We start from the raw sequence: 12,663 nt of genomic DNA on the forward strand, positions 1-12,663 counted from the left end.
ATAAAATGTGAGGTGAGTGCTTTGGATAATTCAGTCATAATCAAAGGAAGTAAAAGTGGAATAACAGTATTTCTTGACAATGAGATGCCTTTTGAAGAGTTACTTGAAAGTGTTTCAGATAAGTTTAAAAATGCATCAAAGTTCTTTAATAATGCAAATATGGCAATTTCTTTTGATGGAAGAGATTTATCTGCAGAAGAAGAAAAGAAAATACTTAATATTATATCGGATGTATCTGACCTTAATATTGTATGCGTTCTTGATGAGAATAATGACATGAAAACTGTATATGAAGAAGCTGTTAAGAAAGCTATCTCCAGTACGGCGGTCCAGGTGCCGGAACCAGCTTTACAGCCGGTAAGCCAGACAGTGTCAGATCAAAGAACATCATGTATGTTCTACAAAGGGACACTTCGTTCAGGTCAGGTATTTGAAGCTGACGGAAGTGTTGTTGTATTAGGCGATGTTAATCCGGGAGGAAAAGTTGTTGCCAAGGGAAGTGTTATAGTACTTGGAAGTCTTAAAGGTAATATATTTGCCGGTGTCGATGGCAACGAGAATGCATTTGTTGTTGCACTTGAAATGAGTCCTATGCAGATTAAAATTGGAGATATTATTGCAAGAAGCTCAGATTCAGGAACTAAAGCTACAAAGGGCAGAGGTAAAGTTAAGGTTGTAGAACCTAAGATTGCTTATGTCTATGACCAGAATATATATATCGAAGATTTAGAGCAGAATGCACTGGATGATATATGCTTAGATTAATTTAATATGTTTTTATACTGTTTTATAAAAAAATAGTTGATTTAACAGAAAAAATCTCGCATAATTAATATATTGCGATTTATTATGAATTATTAATGGAGGTTTAATATGAGTGAAGTTATAGTTGTAACATCAGGAAAGGGTGGTGTAGGTAAGACTACAACAACAGCTAATATTGGTACAGGTCTTGCTAAACTTGGAAAGAAGGTCGTTATGATTGACACAGATACAGGCCTTAGAAATCTTGATGTTGTATTAGGACTCGAAAACCGTATTGTATATAATCTTGTTGATGTCGTTGAAGGTAACTGCCGATTAAAGCAGGCTATGATTGCTGACAAGAGATGTCCTAATCTGTTTCTTTTACCAACAGCACAGACAAGAGATAAGTCAGCTGTGACACCTGAACAGATGATTAAGGTTATTGATGAAATTAAGAATGATCCTGAAGGATTTGACTACATAATTCTTGATTGTCCTGCAGGGATTGAGCAGGGATTCCAGAATGCAATTGCTGGTGCAGACAGAGCTTTAGTTGTTACTACACCAGAGGTTTCTGCTATCAGGGACGCTGACAGAATTGTAGGACTCCTTGACGCTCACGGACTTCAGAATCATGAAGATTTAATTGTAAACAGAATCAGAATGGATATGGTAAACAGAGGCGAGATGATGTCTATTGATGATGTTAATGATATTTTACAGCTTAATGTTATTGGAGCTGTTCCAGATGATGAAAATATCGTTGTGGCAACTAATAAGGGACAGCCACTTGTAGGAGATGATTCTCTTGCAGGACAGGCATACATGAATATCTGCCGTAGAATTACCGGTGAGGAGATTCCATTCCTTGATCTTAATGGTAAGGGAGGTTTCTTTAAGAAGCTTTCTTCACTTTTTAAGAGTGATAAGAAGAATTAATATGTATTATAATAAGTCACATATGGCTTATTCAGGGAGGGATTAAATATGGGATTACTTGATTTATTTAAGAAAAAAGGTTCAAGTGATGTAGCTAAGGACAGATTAAAGCTTTTGCTTGTTTCTGACAGAGCTAACTGTTCACCAGAGGTTATGGAAATGATTAAGAATGATATTATTAAAGTCATTTCAAAGTATATGGAAATTGATACAGATGGTCTTGATATTCAGATTACATCAACGGAATCTGATACTAACAATGGCTCTGTACCAGCAATTTTCGCTAATATTCCAATTAAGGATATGAGAAACAGCGAAAAGTAATAAGGGTTTTATTATGTTAAAAAAATATAAATTGCGTTCATACAACTTTATATTGGTATTTATTCTGATTGTAACATCAGTATTTGCTCTTGCTGTGGTTAATAGTGCCAACAGTGCATATACAATGAAACAGGGTGCTGGTATGGTTGTGTCATTCATAATAATGTTTATTGTATCATTTATTGATTACAACTGGATTCTTAAGTATTTCTGGATATGGTATGGTGTGGTTACAGTAATGCTTATAGGTGTTCTTACAGTGTTTGGTCATGGATCACACGGTGCTACAAGGTGGTTTAAGATAGGACCTATACAGTTACAGCCATCAGAATTCTTAAAACTTGCACTTATATTACTGGTCGCAAAGCTTGTTGCTGCTAATAAAGAGAGGCTTAATTCAATTAAGTTTCTTGCATTAATAGCGTGTTTAACATTATTTCCAATATTGTTAGTTGCTATGCAGCCTAACCTTTCAACGACAATACTTTTATGTCTTATTATTATTGCAATGCTTTATTGTGCCGGGGTAAGTTATAAGATATTTGGAATTGCGATATTAATTGCAGTTCCGGTTATATCAGCATTTTTGATATATGTTGTATCAGTTGAACATCCAATCCTTATAGAAGATTATCAGCGAAAGCGTATTGTTGACTTTATTGAAGGTAATAAGTCAGAAGAAGTAGATATGACTGATGCTGGAACATATCAGCAGGCATATGCTGTTCAGGCTATTGGTTCTGGTCAGCTTTATGGTAAAGGTCTTAATAATAATGATACTTCTTCTTTAAAGAATGCCGGATATATTGCAGAAGCCCAGAATGACTTTATATTTGCAGTAATAGGTGAAGAATTAGGCTTTACCGGAAGTTGTATTACAATTTTTTTATTGTTTCTGATTGTTCTGGAGTGTATAATAACAGCTGTGAGAGCAAGAAATTTTGAAGGAAGGCTGATATGTTGTGGTGTAGCAATATATATTGGATTTCAGACATTTATTAATATAGGTGTTGTTTCATGGATACTTCCTAATACTGGAGTTCCATTACCTTTCTTTAGTTGTGGTATCACATCTTTACTTACATTATTCATAGCTATGGGCATTGTACTCAATGTAAGTCTGCAAAGAAATGTTGAAAGAGATGATGATATGTTTGCAGATGATTTCAGAGGATAGCTTTTATACATTTTAATTTATACATTAGGGGGAAGCTTAAATGAACATTGGTTTAATAGCACATGATTCTAAGAAAAAATTAATGCAGAATTTCTGTATAGCATATAAGGGTATTCTTAATAAGAATCAGCTTTTTGCTACAGGTACAACAGGAAGGCTTATTGAAGAGGTTACTAATTTATCGATACATAAGTTTCTTGCCGGACATCTTGGTGGTGACCAGCAGTTATGTGCACAGATTGAACATAACCAGATAGATCTTGTTATTTTTCTTAGAGAGGCAGAGAATCCTTTAGCACATGAACCGGATTCTGATAATATATGCAAACTTTGCGATATGTATAATATTCCATTGGCCACTAATCTTGCAACAGCGGAATTGCTTGTTAAATCTCTTGAGAGAGGCGATATGGAATGGCGTGAAATTTATCAGTAGAATAATTAAAATAATAAAAGGTGATATTCTGCCACATAATAGTGGAAGAGTATCACCTTTTATACATTGTCAATCTTTTCTTAACTTGACAATGTTTCTTGCAGAACGCTTGTTTTCTTCTACAATCTCTGCATAATGCTTCCGTGTAGTATTAACATCTTTATGTCCTAAAACATCAGCAACAAGATATATATCCTGGCTTTCCTGATATAGATTAGTACCATAAGTACTTCGAAGCTTATGCGGGGTAATATGCTTTACAGTTGTAACAGTCTGGGCATATTTCTTAACAAGAAGTTCAACAGATCGCACACATAGGCGCTTCTTTTTTGCTGATATGAATAGTGCATTCTCATGTCCTTCATCAGGCGTTAAATTCTTTCTTTCTTCAAGATAATTAAGAAGTGCTTCACGGACTTCGTCACCAAAGTATACAAAGCTTTCAGAACCACCTTTTCTTATAACTCTGATTCTGTCATTATCAAAATCCACATCATTAATATCTAATCCAACGCATTCAGACACTCGTATACCTGTTCCAAGCATAAGTGTAAGGAGAGCCAGATCACGTGTTTTAAGCTTTTCATGGCTTTGGAGCTGTGTTTTGGTGAGCTTATTGCCTGATTCCACATTATCAAGAAATTCAGCAACTTCATTAGGCTCCATTCTTATAATAGCTTTTTCATGAATTTTAGGCATATCAACTTTTATAGTCGGATTCAAACTGATTATTTCATAACGGCAGTAATATTCATAAAAACGTCTTAAAGCACATAATTTACGCTTGGCAGCACTTTCAGAATTAGTTATATCACGGCCGTTCTTTTTGTAAAGCTTTATATGGCGTAAGTATCTGGTTATATCTGTACCATCTATTTTTTCTAAATCCTGTGGTTTAAAGTCTTTCATTGCATATGAACTGAACTTAGGTATGCATTCAATGAGAAATTCAAAGAAACCTTTAATATCCATTGCATAGGCAATCTTAGTTCTTGGCTGCTTATTAAATTCAAGACTGTCAAAATACTGTGTACAGAAATCTGGTAATATATCAAGTAATTCATTAAGCTTTTTTTTGTACTTGATGTTTTGTTGTTCGGTGTATGTTTTTTCAGCCATTAAGAATACCTCCATATATAAAAAATTACTAATCACTTCGTTAAACCTGACTTTAGCGAAGTGATTACTGCATGGATAATTATATTCTGCAATCTCTTATTTTGCAACTAATTTCCCCTGATAGAGCTTCTTAGTGACTATATTGATGTGAAATGCTTTCTGGTATGATTTAATCTTGTTAAGTTCATTATCAGTTATAATAGATATACATGTTCCTGCATTGCCATTACGTCCACAGCGTCCACATCTGTGAATATATTCCTTATTGTCCTCAGGAAGGTTTACATTAATTACTGTATCAATATTATCAATCTGAAGTCCTCTGGCTGCTATATCTGTTGCAATAAGGAGCTGAATCTTTCCACTTCTGAAATTCTCTATTGCAGCTTTCTTGGCTGAATTATCTTTATTACCGGCAATTGAAGCTACATTGTAATGATGATATTCAAGCTTCTGAAGGGATTCTTCCAGATCATACTTGGAATTAACGAATATAATTGCTTTCTCTGGTTTAACAGCTTTAATAATCTTTCTTAAAGTTTCAATTCGTTCCCTTCTGTCAGAAATAACGCTTATATGCTTGATTGTAGAAGGAATCTGACTTGTATTACCAGAATTACTGTTAATATCAATGAATATTGGTTTGAAACACAAAGTATTAGTCCTTGTCTTCTTATCTACGCTTGCAGAGAATAAAAGAACCTGTGTGAACTTCATTAAAGACTTTCTAATTGCTTCTACATCCTGAATAAATGTCTTATCAAAGAGCTTGTCTGCCTCATCTAGAACAAGAGTCTTAACCTCATGTACTTTAATCTTCTTGTTACTTATAAGCTGATGTATGCGGTTAGGTGTTCCGATAATTATTGCAGGCTTATTAGATTTAATAGAATCAATCTGTCTTGATATATTCACATCTCCTATTAATGCAACAGATGAAAATGTATTATCCATATGTGCAAAGATATCTTTAAGCGTATTATTGACCTGTATTGCAAGCTCTGCTGTTGGAACAAGAACAACGGCCTGAATATTATGAGTATTACTCTTTAATCTGTTAATAATCGGGATAAGATATGCAAGTGTCTTACCTGTTCCGGTTGATGAACAAGCTATAATATCACGGTTGTCCATTATATGCTTATACGTCTGACGCTGTATTTCGGTCATATCGACGATTTTATTATCTGAAAGATAATCTGATACACCCTGAGAGATAGTCTCTATATCGCTAAATTTCATGGTTAATCTCCTTATAAATAAATTATTAAATATTAAGTTATATCTACAGCCATTTCGCTATCAATAAATTTTAACAAAAATGCAGTGAAAAGTCCAATATTAAGTAGCTTTTCACTGCATGCGGGAAATGTATATGCAATTAGATATTATCTTATCTCAGTTGAATAATAATATATTACAAGATTCTTACCTGAATGGATTGTGTCAGATGATAAATCATTCATCTGCATTATATTGTTAATATATGAAGCTGTATCTTCATCCCCATTATTATATCTGTCAGCAAGTGACCATAATGTATCATTATCTTCTACAGATACTGTTGTGTAATACTTATATGTTCGTGTTCTGTTCGAGTCATCAGAAGCCTTGACAATAATGCCTCCAATAGAAACGGCAAATATAAGAATTGAACATATAATAACCATTCTTAATGACTTGACAGTCATCTGTCTGTTTCTTCTGCGTCTGTCGCTTCTTTTCTTAGCTGCTGCTCTTCTATATGTGTATTCTGAATTATTCATACGTAAAACCTCCAATCAAACAAGTGTTCTGTTGTTATGAGTTGATTATATAATCAGAACATGCGTTTGTCAATAAAAATCGAACAAATTTTCCGAACATTTTTTCAGAAATTATGTTTGCACATAATGTATAAATGTGGTAAAATTATTTAAAAGAATTTAATGGAGGTTCGTAATATGGCATATGGCAGAATAACTCAGAAACAGTCTGAGATTCTTGAATATATTAAATCACAGATTCTTAACAAAGGATATCCACCATCAGTAAGGGATATATGTCAGGCAGTTAATCTTAAGTCTACATCATCTGTTCACGCACATCTTGAGTCTTTGGAGAAGAATGGATATATAAGAAGAGACCCGACTAAGTCGCGTACAATAGAGATAATTGATGATAACTTTAATCTTTCAAGGAGAGAGGTTGTTAATATCCCGTTATTAGGTCAGGTTGCCGCAGGACAGCCACTTCTTGCCGTTGAGAATATAACAGAGTACTTTCCTATTCCATCTGAATACATGCCAGGTGGAGAGGTATTCATGTTAAAGGTCAAGGGTGACAGCATGATTAATATAGGAATCTACGAAGGCGACCAGATAATAGTAAGAAAGCAGAATACAGCTTCTAATGGAGAAGTAATTGTTGCACTAGTAGATGATTCAGCAACAGTCAAGCGTTTTTACAAGGAGAACGGACACATAAGACTCCAGCCAGAGAACGACTTCATGGACCCAATCATCGTAGACGACTGCGAGATACTAGGAAAAGTAATCGGTTTAATAAGATTAGGTATCAACTAATAAGAATTATTATTATTGATTGAAAAAATCCAGCCATAGATATATAACTAATCCGATAACCAGCCGTGAGAGCTTGGTGAGCTGCCAAAGCAACAAAACAAGCTCTCACGGCGTCCGGATTTAAATATATCTATAGCTGGATATATTTTTATTATCCCACAATTAACAACCGTAATGCACTGCATCCTCCCGGTGGCATACGAAGCCGTAGGTATATAGATAATCAGAACCGTTTGAGGACGCCGGCACTTGGTAAGCTGCTGCAGGCAGCGAACCTAGTACCGCTGCGTCCGAAACCGAGCGAAAGCGGGTTCTTATTATCTATATACCTACGACAGAGTCCCTCTCCGGGAAGCCAGCCTAAACATTACAGGCTGTTAATATCAACCTCTTTACCATCACGCCATATACGTTCAATATTATAGAACGCTCTGTCATCCTCAGAGAATACATGAACAATAACATCCTTGTAATCAAGAAGAATCCATGAAGCTGTATTATAACCCTCAACCTTAGGATCATCGAAGCCAGCCTTGAACATTTCTTCTTCTACATTATCTACCATAGCCTGAATCTGGTTAGTATTGCTACCACTAGCAATAACGAAATAATCTGCAATAACAGATACATTGCTGATATCAATAACTCTGATATCTTCAGCCTTCTTATCCTGTAAGGCATCTATGATAACCTTTAACATATTCTTAGAATCTGCCATATCTTAATTCTCTCTTTCTTTAATAATCCCTTTGTAGTATTCGTAGGTATCAACGGTCTGTGTATCGATATTACGACCAGTTTTTCTTATATACGAAAGGGTGTCGTCTAATATTACATAAGCCGCCATATCAATATCAGTGAATGCCATATGTCTTATGTCATCAAGATTGGCAGCTTTATTTCTGTAGGGTTCAATATAATCTGCAATGAATACAATCTTTTCTAATAAAGTCATTGCAGGCTTTCCTGTTGTATGCCACTGGATGGCAGAACATATTTCATCATCTTCAACATTGTACTTGTGTGTTGCATAATATGCACCAAGCTTTGAATGAAGCAGATAAGGACTTTCAAACTCAATATCTGATATTGGAAGTCCAAATAGTTCACATTCAGCAATCTTTACATCATCAGGAACACATTTGGCACAATCATGAAGAAGACCTGCAATATACGCCTTGTTCATATCTGCACCATGACACATGGCAAGACAGGCACTTGTATTAGCAACACCCAGTGTATGCTGGTATCGCATGTTGTCTGTACGGAGTGCGTCTTTTACCTGTGTTCTTAATTGTTCAATATATTTGTTATCCATAATAAAACCTCTTAAACATAAAGTTTTCTGGACTTTATATACTCTTCTACTTCTTCGCCGACATCTTCTTTTACTGACAGACCCATTGCAACCTTCTTTCGTATATCAGTTGAACTGTAAGGAAGTTCCGGAACATCAATAAAATCAATAACCGCACCATATTTATCAGCAAGAAAATGTTTCTGCTCTATAAGTACACTGGCTGAATTATTGTCCCTGTTAGCACATAAAAGATGACAATGGCTGCATATATACTCAGGATGATACCAGTCCTGAATATAAAGAAGCGAATCTGCACCTATTATAAAATATATTTTCTTATATGAATCATATATCTGTGCAAGTGTATCGGCTGTGTAGGTATTACCGGGACGGTCAGTTTCAATCGTAGAAAGTGACATGTAATCAAAAGGTTTAATTGCAAGCTTTACCATATTACAACGGTCAGTTGCACTTACAATTGGAGAATTATCTTTGTAAGCAGGTGTGCCTGAAGGCATGAATAATATTTCATCAATATCAGACTGTTCGTAAGCACATCTGGCAATACCTGTGTGTCCTTTGTGGATTGGATTAAATGTCCCCCCCATAATACCTATTATTTTGTCTGAATTAATCATGGTAAAATGATTTTTTTGTTGTCCTTAGATTCCTTGTAAAGAACGATTTTCTTTCCAATAACCTGAACAACCTGTGAGCGTGTTCTTTCTGCAACCATCTGTGCGATTTCTCTAGGGTCATCGGCACAGTTATTAAGAACACTTATTTTGATAAGTTCTCTTGCCTCAAGAGCTTCTGCAATAGCTGCAGTGTTCTCAGGAGTAAGACTGTTCTTTCCAAACTGGAATATTGGATCCATTGTCATTGCAAGACCCTTTAAATAAGCTCTCTGTTTGCTTGTCATATATTCTCTCCTATTAATTATGCTTTATAGTAATCAAACTCAAGGTAATCACCAACGATAACTGTATCGCCTTCCTCAATTCCAAGCTTCTCAAGTTCATCAAGAACACCTGAGCGCTTCATGAATTTCTGGAAGAAATCAAATCCCTTTTCAGATTCAAGGTTAGTATAACCAAGCATTTTATCAATCTTTGGTCCGTTGACAACGTATACGCCATCTTCGTTAATAGAAACTTCAAAGCTTTCGTTAGGATTATCCATAAGCTCGTCGTAGTCAAATTCTTTTTCAAATAATACAGGTTCGTCCTTGAAGTTATCAAGCAGTGTTCTGACTGCGTATAACAGCTCTTTAACGCCCTGTCCTGTAACAGCTGATATAGGATATACCTTAATACCTTCCGGCTCAAATGCATCTCTTATAGCCTGTACAGGGTCACTGCCATCATTATATATAACATCAATCTTATTAGCTGCTATAACCTGTGGTCTTTCAAGAAGCTTAGGATTATAATTCTCAAGCTCTTTGTTAATAGCCTTAATATCAGCTATAGGATCACGGCCTTCAGTTGAAGCTGCATCAACAATATGAATAATGACTTTAGTTCTCTCAATATGACGTAAGAACTGGTGTCCAAGACCAACACCTTCTGATGCACCCTCAATAAGACCAGGAATATCAGCAATAACGAAACCTTTACCACCATCAAGATCAACAACACCAAGGTTAGGATTAAGTGTTGTGAAATGATAATTGGCAATCTTAGGTCTTGCATTAGTTACTCTTGATAAAAATGTTGATTTACCAACATTAGGGAATCCTACAAGACCAACATCAGCAATAACCTTAAGTTCAAGACGAACCCATAATTCCTGCGCATCCTGTCCAGGCTGTGCATACTGTGGAGCCTGCATGGTAGATGTAGCATAGTTCATGTTACCTTTACCACCACGGCCACCTTTAAGAATAGTTTCCTGAAGGTTATCTCCAGACATATCTGCAATAACTTTACCGGATTCATCATCATATATAACAGTTCCTTCAGGCACTTTAATTATAAGGTCTTCACCATCTTTACCTGTGCATCTTCTCTTGCCGCCTTCTTCGCCGCTTTCAGCAATATATTTGCTGTTATGTCTGAAATCACCGAGTGTATTAAGCCCTTTATCGACCATAAAAATAATATCTCCGCCATGACCGCCATTGCCGCCATCAGGACCGCCAGCAGGAACATAAAGCTCTCTACGGAAGCTTACATGACCATCTCCACCCTTGCCGGATTTAATAAAAATGCGGACTCTGTCTGCAAACATAACCTTTCCTCCATTCTATATTTAAATTATGTTAACTGTTTAGAATTAACATTTACAAATTAAGAAAAAAGCTCCAAATCCGAAGACTTGGAGCTAAAAAACAAATTAGTCGTTTGAAACAACAGGATAAACAGAAACCTGCTTTCTATCCTTGCCCTTTCTTTCGAACTTAACAGTTCCATCAACAAGTGCGAATAATGTATCATCGCCACCACGACCAACATTAACACCTGGATGAATCTTTGTTCCACGCTGTCTGTAAAGAATATTACCAGCTAAAACAAACTGTCCGTCAGCTCTCTTAGCGCCTAATCTCTTAGACTCTGAATCTCTACCATTCTTTGTAGAACCTACACCCTTTTTATGAGCGAATAACTGAAGATTCATATTTAACATAAGGTTACACCTCCTTAACACTAATTGATAAGTATTTCGGATTATCCTCAGCCACAGAACTAACACCTAATTCATATGACTTAAGTAAAATCGAAGTTTCCGGACTAACAGGCATAGCCATCTTAAAGATAACAATTCCTTCATCCTCATTAACTGACACATCAAACTTATCATCGGTAAAAGCCTCTATCGAATTAATAGTATTGATTGTCAGAACTGAAATAGCAGAACATATAATATCACTGCCGGATTCAGCATATCCTGCATGACCTGCAGAATAAAAACCTGTGATCTCTTTTTCAGAGTTCTTAAAAAAAGTTATATGAGTCATGAATAACACACCTCACAAACATCCATACAAAAATTAAGCATTAATCTTTTCAATCTTAACTTCTGTGTAAGCCTGTCTATGACCATTCTTCTTGTGATATCCAGTCTTTCTCTTGTACTTGTAAACGATAACCTTCTTATCTCTGCCTTCGCCTACAACGCTAGCTGTAACTGTAGCACCGGCAACTGTTGGCTCACCAACCTTAGCCTCGCCGTTGTTTACAAAAAGAACCTGATCAAATGTAACAGTGTCACCAGCATTAACTGCAAGCTTCTCAACTCTGATAGTATCGCCTTCAGAAACTGTGTACTGCTTACCACCTGTTGCTATAATTGCGTACATATGGTATCCTCCTTAATTAAATACTCGCCAGTTTTGGGGAATCCGACATACATCAGATACACTTATACCCTAACTGAGCGGCACACAAAATATATAATATACATTCAGTTACTATTTGTCAAATGTTTTTTAGAAATATTTTAAAAATTTTCAGATAATCCATAAGCCGGCAATTCCACATATAATTCCTACTGCGAATCCGGCAACAACATCTCTTACAAAATGTACTCCTGCAAGCACTCTGCTTGCTGCCATAATTGCTACAAGCATAAGCATTATAATCCCTACTGGAACAGAAACATAAAACCAGCACATCGCAATAATTGTAATGGAAAAAACATGTCTGCTTGGCATTGATTCCCCTTTAGTATCTTTAACGAACAAGGGCTTTATATTGTATTTTTCATAGGGTCTTTTCGCATCAATACATTTTCTTATAACTGATACAAGAATAAATGATGTAAAAGGTGTCAGAATAAGCTTGGATGTAAGTAAAAATTTATCAGTTTCAACAACTATACCGCTGTTTCTTAACATAATCGGAGTTGTCTCAGAAAAGAAAGTCCCATGAAAACTCATTATTATAAGAAGAATGTATGCAAATGCGATAAAATAAGCCATATATTTGTATATGAATTTAAGAATTGCATAAGCCGGCTTACAATTAAGAAACCATTCTGATATCTTTCTATATCTTCTTTCGTATGCAGGAATCTCCTGTGAAATATTTACTTCAGTATTATCCATAAATCCTCC

Annotated in this window: 18 protein-coding genes; 6 read left to right on the top strand and 12 right to left on the bottom strand. The window is 35.6% G+C overall.

The features are described 5' to 3' along the window. The first annotated feature begins 12 nt into the window (after positions 1 to 12). From minC to GKE48_RS07880, 5 genes are all read left to right on the top strand, one after another. Positions 13 to 765 carry a septum site-determining protein MinC gene (gene minC, locus GKE48_RS07860; protein ID WP_334296466.1) on the top strand — a complete coding sequence of 251 codons (753 nt, stop codon included), beginning with the start codon at positions 13 to 15 and terminating at the stop codon, positions 763 to 765. Positions 766 to 873: 108 nt separating this feature from the next. Beyond that, complete coding sequence (gene minD / locus GKE48_RS07865; protein ID WP_055214926.1) at positions 874 to 1,686, top strand: septum site-determining protein MinD; 813 nt, start codon at positions 874 to 876, stop codon at positions 1,684 to 1,686. A 48-nt stretch (positions 1,687 to 1,734) separates the two neighbouring features. Next, on the top strand, positions 1,735 to 2,010 hold the full coding sequence (gene minE / locus GKE48_RS07870; protein WP_012739238.1) for a cell division topological specificity factor MinE: 276 nt from the start codon (positions 1,735 to 1,737) through the stop codon (positions 2,008 to 2,010). A gap of 13 nt (positions 2,011 to 2,023) precedes the next feature. Then, positions 2,024 to 3,187, top strand: coding sequence for an FtsW/RodA/SpoVE family cell cycle protein (locus GKE48_RS07875; RefSeq protein WP_022098575.1), 1,164 nt, complete (start codon positions 2,024 to 2,026; stop codon positions 3,185 to 3,187). Positions 3,188 to 3,227: 40 nt separating this feature from the next. After that, entirely contained in the window at positions 3,228 to 3,623 is a 396-nt protein-coding gene (locus GKE48_RS07880; protein WP_022098576.1) for a methylglyoxal synthase, read from the top strand. 69 nt (positions 3,624 to 3,692) lie between these two features. Here the strand turns inward: GKE48_RS07880 and GKE48_RS07885 are convergent, their stop codons facing one another. The 3 genes from GKE48_RS07885 to GKE48_RS07895 all read right to left on the bottom strand — a co-directional run bounded on the left by GKE48_RS07885 (position 3,693) and on the right by GKE48_RS07895 (position 6,508). Next, positions 3,693 to 4,742 carry a tyrosine-type recombinase/integrase gene (locus GKE48_RS07885; RefSeq protein ID WP_022098577.1) on the bottom strand — a complete coding sequence of 350 codons (1,050 nt, stop codon included), beginning with the start codon at positions 4,740 to 4,742 and terminating at the stop codon, positions 3,693 to 3,695. A 96-nt stretch (positions 4,743 to 4,838) separates the two neighbouring features. After that, positions 4,839 to 5,984 carry a DEAD/DEAH box helicase gene (locus GKE48_RS07890; RefSeq protein WP_154300811.1) on the bottom strand — a complete coding sequence of 382 codons (1,146 nt, stop codon included), beginning with the start codon at positions 5,982 to 5,984 and terminating at the stop codon, positions 4,839 to 4,841. A 146-nt stretch (positions 5,985 to 6,130) separates the two neighbouring features. Beyond that, positions 6,131 to 6,508 (bottom strand): LysM peptidoglycan-binding domain-containing protein, encoded by a 378-nt coding sequence (locus GKE48_RS07895; RefSeq protein WP_055214931.1) that lies wholly within the window; start codon positions 6,506 to 6,508, stop codon positions 6,131 to 6,133. 177 nt (positions 6,509 to 6,685) lie between these two features. Here GKE48_RS07895 and lexA point away from each other — a divergent pair, with 177 nt between their 5' ends. Then, entirely contained in the window at positions 6,686 to 7,306 is a 621-nt protein-coding gene (gene lexA, locus GKE48_RS07900; RefSeq protein ID WP_154300812.1) for a transcriptional repressor LexA, read from the top strand. A 367-nt stretch (positions 7,307 to 7,673) separates the two neighbouring features. On the opposite strand, the gene rsfS is transcribed toward lexA, so the two are convergent. From rsfS to GKE48_RS07945, 9 genes are all read right to left on the bottom strand, one after another. Next, positions 7,674 to 8,024, bottom strand: coding sequence for a ribosome silencing factor (rsfS, locus tag GKE48_RS07905; protein WP_154300813.1), 351 nt, complete (start codon positions 8,022 to 8,024; stop codon positions 7,674 to 7,676). A 3-nt stretch (positions 8,025 to 8,027) separates the two neighbouring features. Next, positions 8,028 to 8,624 (bottom strand): bis(5'-nucleosyl)-tetraphosphatase (symmetrical) YqeK, encoded by a 597-nt coding sequence (gene yqeK, locus GKE48_RS07910; RefSeq protein ID WP_154300814.1) that lies wholly within the window; start codon positions 8,622 to 8,624, stop codon positions 8,028 to 8,030. An 11-nt stretch (positions 8,625 to 8,635) separates the two neighbouring features. Next, complete coding sequence (gene nadD / locus GKE48_RS07915; RefSeq protein WP_012739248.1) at positions 8,636 to 9,244, bottom strand: nicotinate-nucleotide adenylyltransferase; 609 nt, start codon at positions 9,242 to 9,244, stop codon at positions 8,636 to 8,638. Then, positions 9,241 to 9,528 carry a ribosome assembly RNA-binding protein YhbY gene (yhbY, locus tag GKE48_RS07920; protein WP_022098583.1) on the bottom strand — a complete coding sequence of 96 codons (288 nt, stop codon included), beginning with the start codon at positions 9,526 to 9,528 and terminating at the stop codon, positions 9,241 to 9,243. Before yhbY ends, nadD begins: the two co-directional genes overlap by 4 nt. 17 nt (positions 9,529 to 9,545) lie before the next feature. Then, positions 9,546 to 10,838 (bottom strand): GTPase ObgE, encoded by a 1,293-nt coding sequence (obgE, locus tag GKE48_RS07925; RefSeq protein ID WP_154300815.1) that lies wholly within the window; start codon positions 10,836 to 10,838, stop codon positions 9,546 to 9,548. Between the two features lie 105 nt (positions 10,839 to 10,943). Continuing rightward, positions 10,944 to 11,234, bottom strand: a complete 291-nt coding sequence (gene rpmA, locus GKE48_RS07930) for a 50S ribosomal protein L27 (protein WP_022098585.1) — start codon at positions 11,232 to 11,234, stop codon at positions 10,944 to 10,946. Between the two features lie 4 nt (positions 11,235 to 11,238). Next, positions 11,239 to 11,565, bottom strand: a complete 327-nt coding sequence (locus tag GKE48_RS07935; protein ID WP_012739252.1) for a ribosomal-processing cysteine protease Prp — start codon at positions 11,563 to 11,565, stop codon at positions 11,239 to 11,241. A gap of 33 nt (positions 11,566 to 11,598) precedes the next feature. After that, the gene (gene rplU / locus GKE48_RS07940) at positions 11,599 to 11,907 is read right to left on the bottom strand and encodes a 50S ribosomal protein L21 (RefSeq protein WP_012739253.1); all 309 of its coding nucleotides are present in this window, start codon (positions 11,905 to 11,907) and stop codon (positions 11,599 to 11,601) included. A gap of 150 nt (positions 11,908 to 12,057) precedes the next feature. Next, on the bottom strand, positions 12,058 to 12,654 hold the full coding sequence (locus GKE48_RS07945) for a phosphatase PAP2 family protein (protein WP_173016908.1): 597 nt from the start codon (positions 12,652 to 12,654) through the stop codon (positions 12,058 to 12,060). Positions 12,655 to 12,663 lie beyond the last annotated feature (9 nt).

Origin of the sequence: Lachnospira eligens (assembly GCF_009680455.1) — a bacterium.
Classification (GTDB): domain Bacteria; phylum Bacillota; class Clostridia; order Lachnospirales; family Lachnospiraceae; genus Lachnospira; species Lachnospira eligens_A.

What these genes read in the sequence shown, in the direction of transcription:
- minD (WP_055214926.1), top strand. Translation starts at nt 874, where the DNA reads ATGAGTGAAGTTATAGTTGTAACATCAGGAAAGGGTGGTGTAGGTAAG.
- minE (WP_012739238.1), top strand. Translation starts at nt 1,735, where the DNA reads ATGGGATTACTTGATTTATTTAAGAAAAAAGGTTCAAGTGATGTAGCT.
- GKE48_RS07875 (WP_022098575.1), top strand. Translation starts at nt 2,024, where the DNA reads ATGTTAAAAAAATATAAATTGCGTTCATACAACTTTATATTGGTATTT.
- GKE48_RS07880 (WP_022098576.1), top strand. Translation starts at nt 3,228, where the DNA reads ATGAACATTGGTTTAATAGCACATGATTCTAAGAAAAAATTAATGCAG.
- GKE48_RS07885 (WP_022098577.1), bottom strand. Translation starts at nt 4,742, where the DNA reads ATGGCTGAAAAAACATACACCGAACAACAAAACATCAAGTACAAAAAA.
- GKE48_RS07890 (WP_154300811.1), bottom strand. Translation starts at nt 5,984, where the DNA reads ATGAAATTTAGCGATATAGAGACTATCTCTCAGGGTGTATCAGATTAT.
- GKE48_RS07895 (WP_055214931.1), bottom strand. Translation starts at nt 6,508, where the DNA reads ATGAATAATTCAGAATACACATATAGAAGAGCAGCAGCTAAGAAAAGA.
- lexA (WP_154300812.1), top strand. Translation starts at nt 6,686, where the DNA reads ATGGCATATGGCAGAATAACTCAGAAACAGTCTGAGATTCTTGAATAT.
- rsfS (WP_154300813.1), bottom strand. Translation starts at nt 8,024, where the DNA reads ATGGCAGATTCTAAGAATATGTTAAAGGTTATCATAGATGCCTTACAG.
- yqeK (WP_154300814.1), bottom strand. Translation starts at nt 8,624, where the DNA reads ATGGATAACAAATATATTGAACAATTAAGAACACAGGTAAAAGACGCA.
- nadD (WP_012739248.1), bottom strand. Translation starts at nt 9,244, where the DNA reads ATGATTAATTCAGACAAAATAATAGGTATTATGGGGGGGACATTTAAT.
- yhbY (WP_022098583.1), bottom strand. Translation starts at nt 9,528, where the DNA reads ATGACAAGCAAACAGAGAGCTTATTTAAAGGGTCTTGCAATGACAATG.
- obgE (WP_154300815.1), bottom strand. Translation starts at nt 10,838, where the DNA reads ATGTTTGCAGACAGAGTCCGCATTTTTATTAAATCCGGCAAGGGTGGA.
- rpmA (WP_022098585.1), bottom strand. Translation starts at nt 11,234, where the DNA reads ATGTTAAATATGAATCTTCAGTTATTCGCTCATAAAAAGGGTGTAGGT.
- GKE48_RS07935 (WP_012739252.1), bottom strand. Translation starts at nt 11,565, where the DNA reads ATGACTCATATAACTTTTTTTAAGAACTCTGAAAAAGAGATCACAGGT.
- rplU (WP_012739253.1), bottom strand. Translation starts at nt 11,907, where the DNA reads ATGTACGCAATTATAGCAACAGGTGGTAAGCAGTACACAGTTTCTGAA.
- GKE48_RS07945 (WP_173016908.1), bottom strand. Translation starts at nt 12,654, where the DNA reads ATGGATAATACTGAAGTAAATATTTCACAGGAGATTCCTGCATACGAA.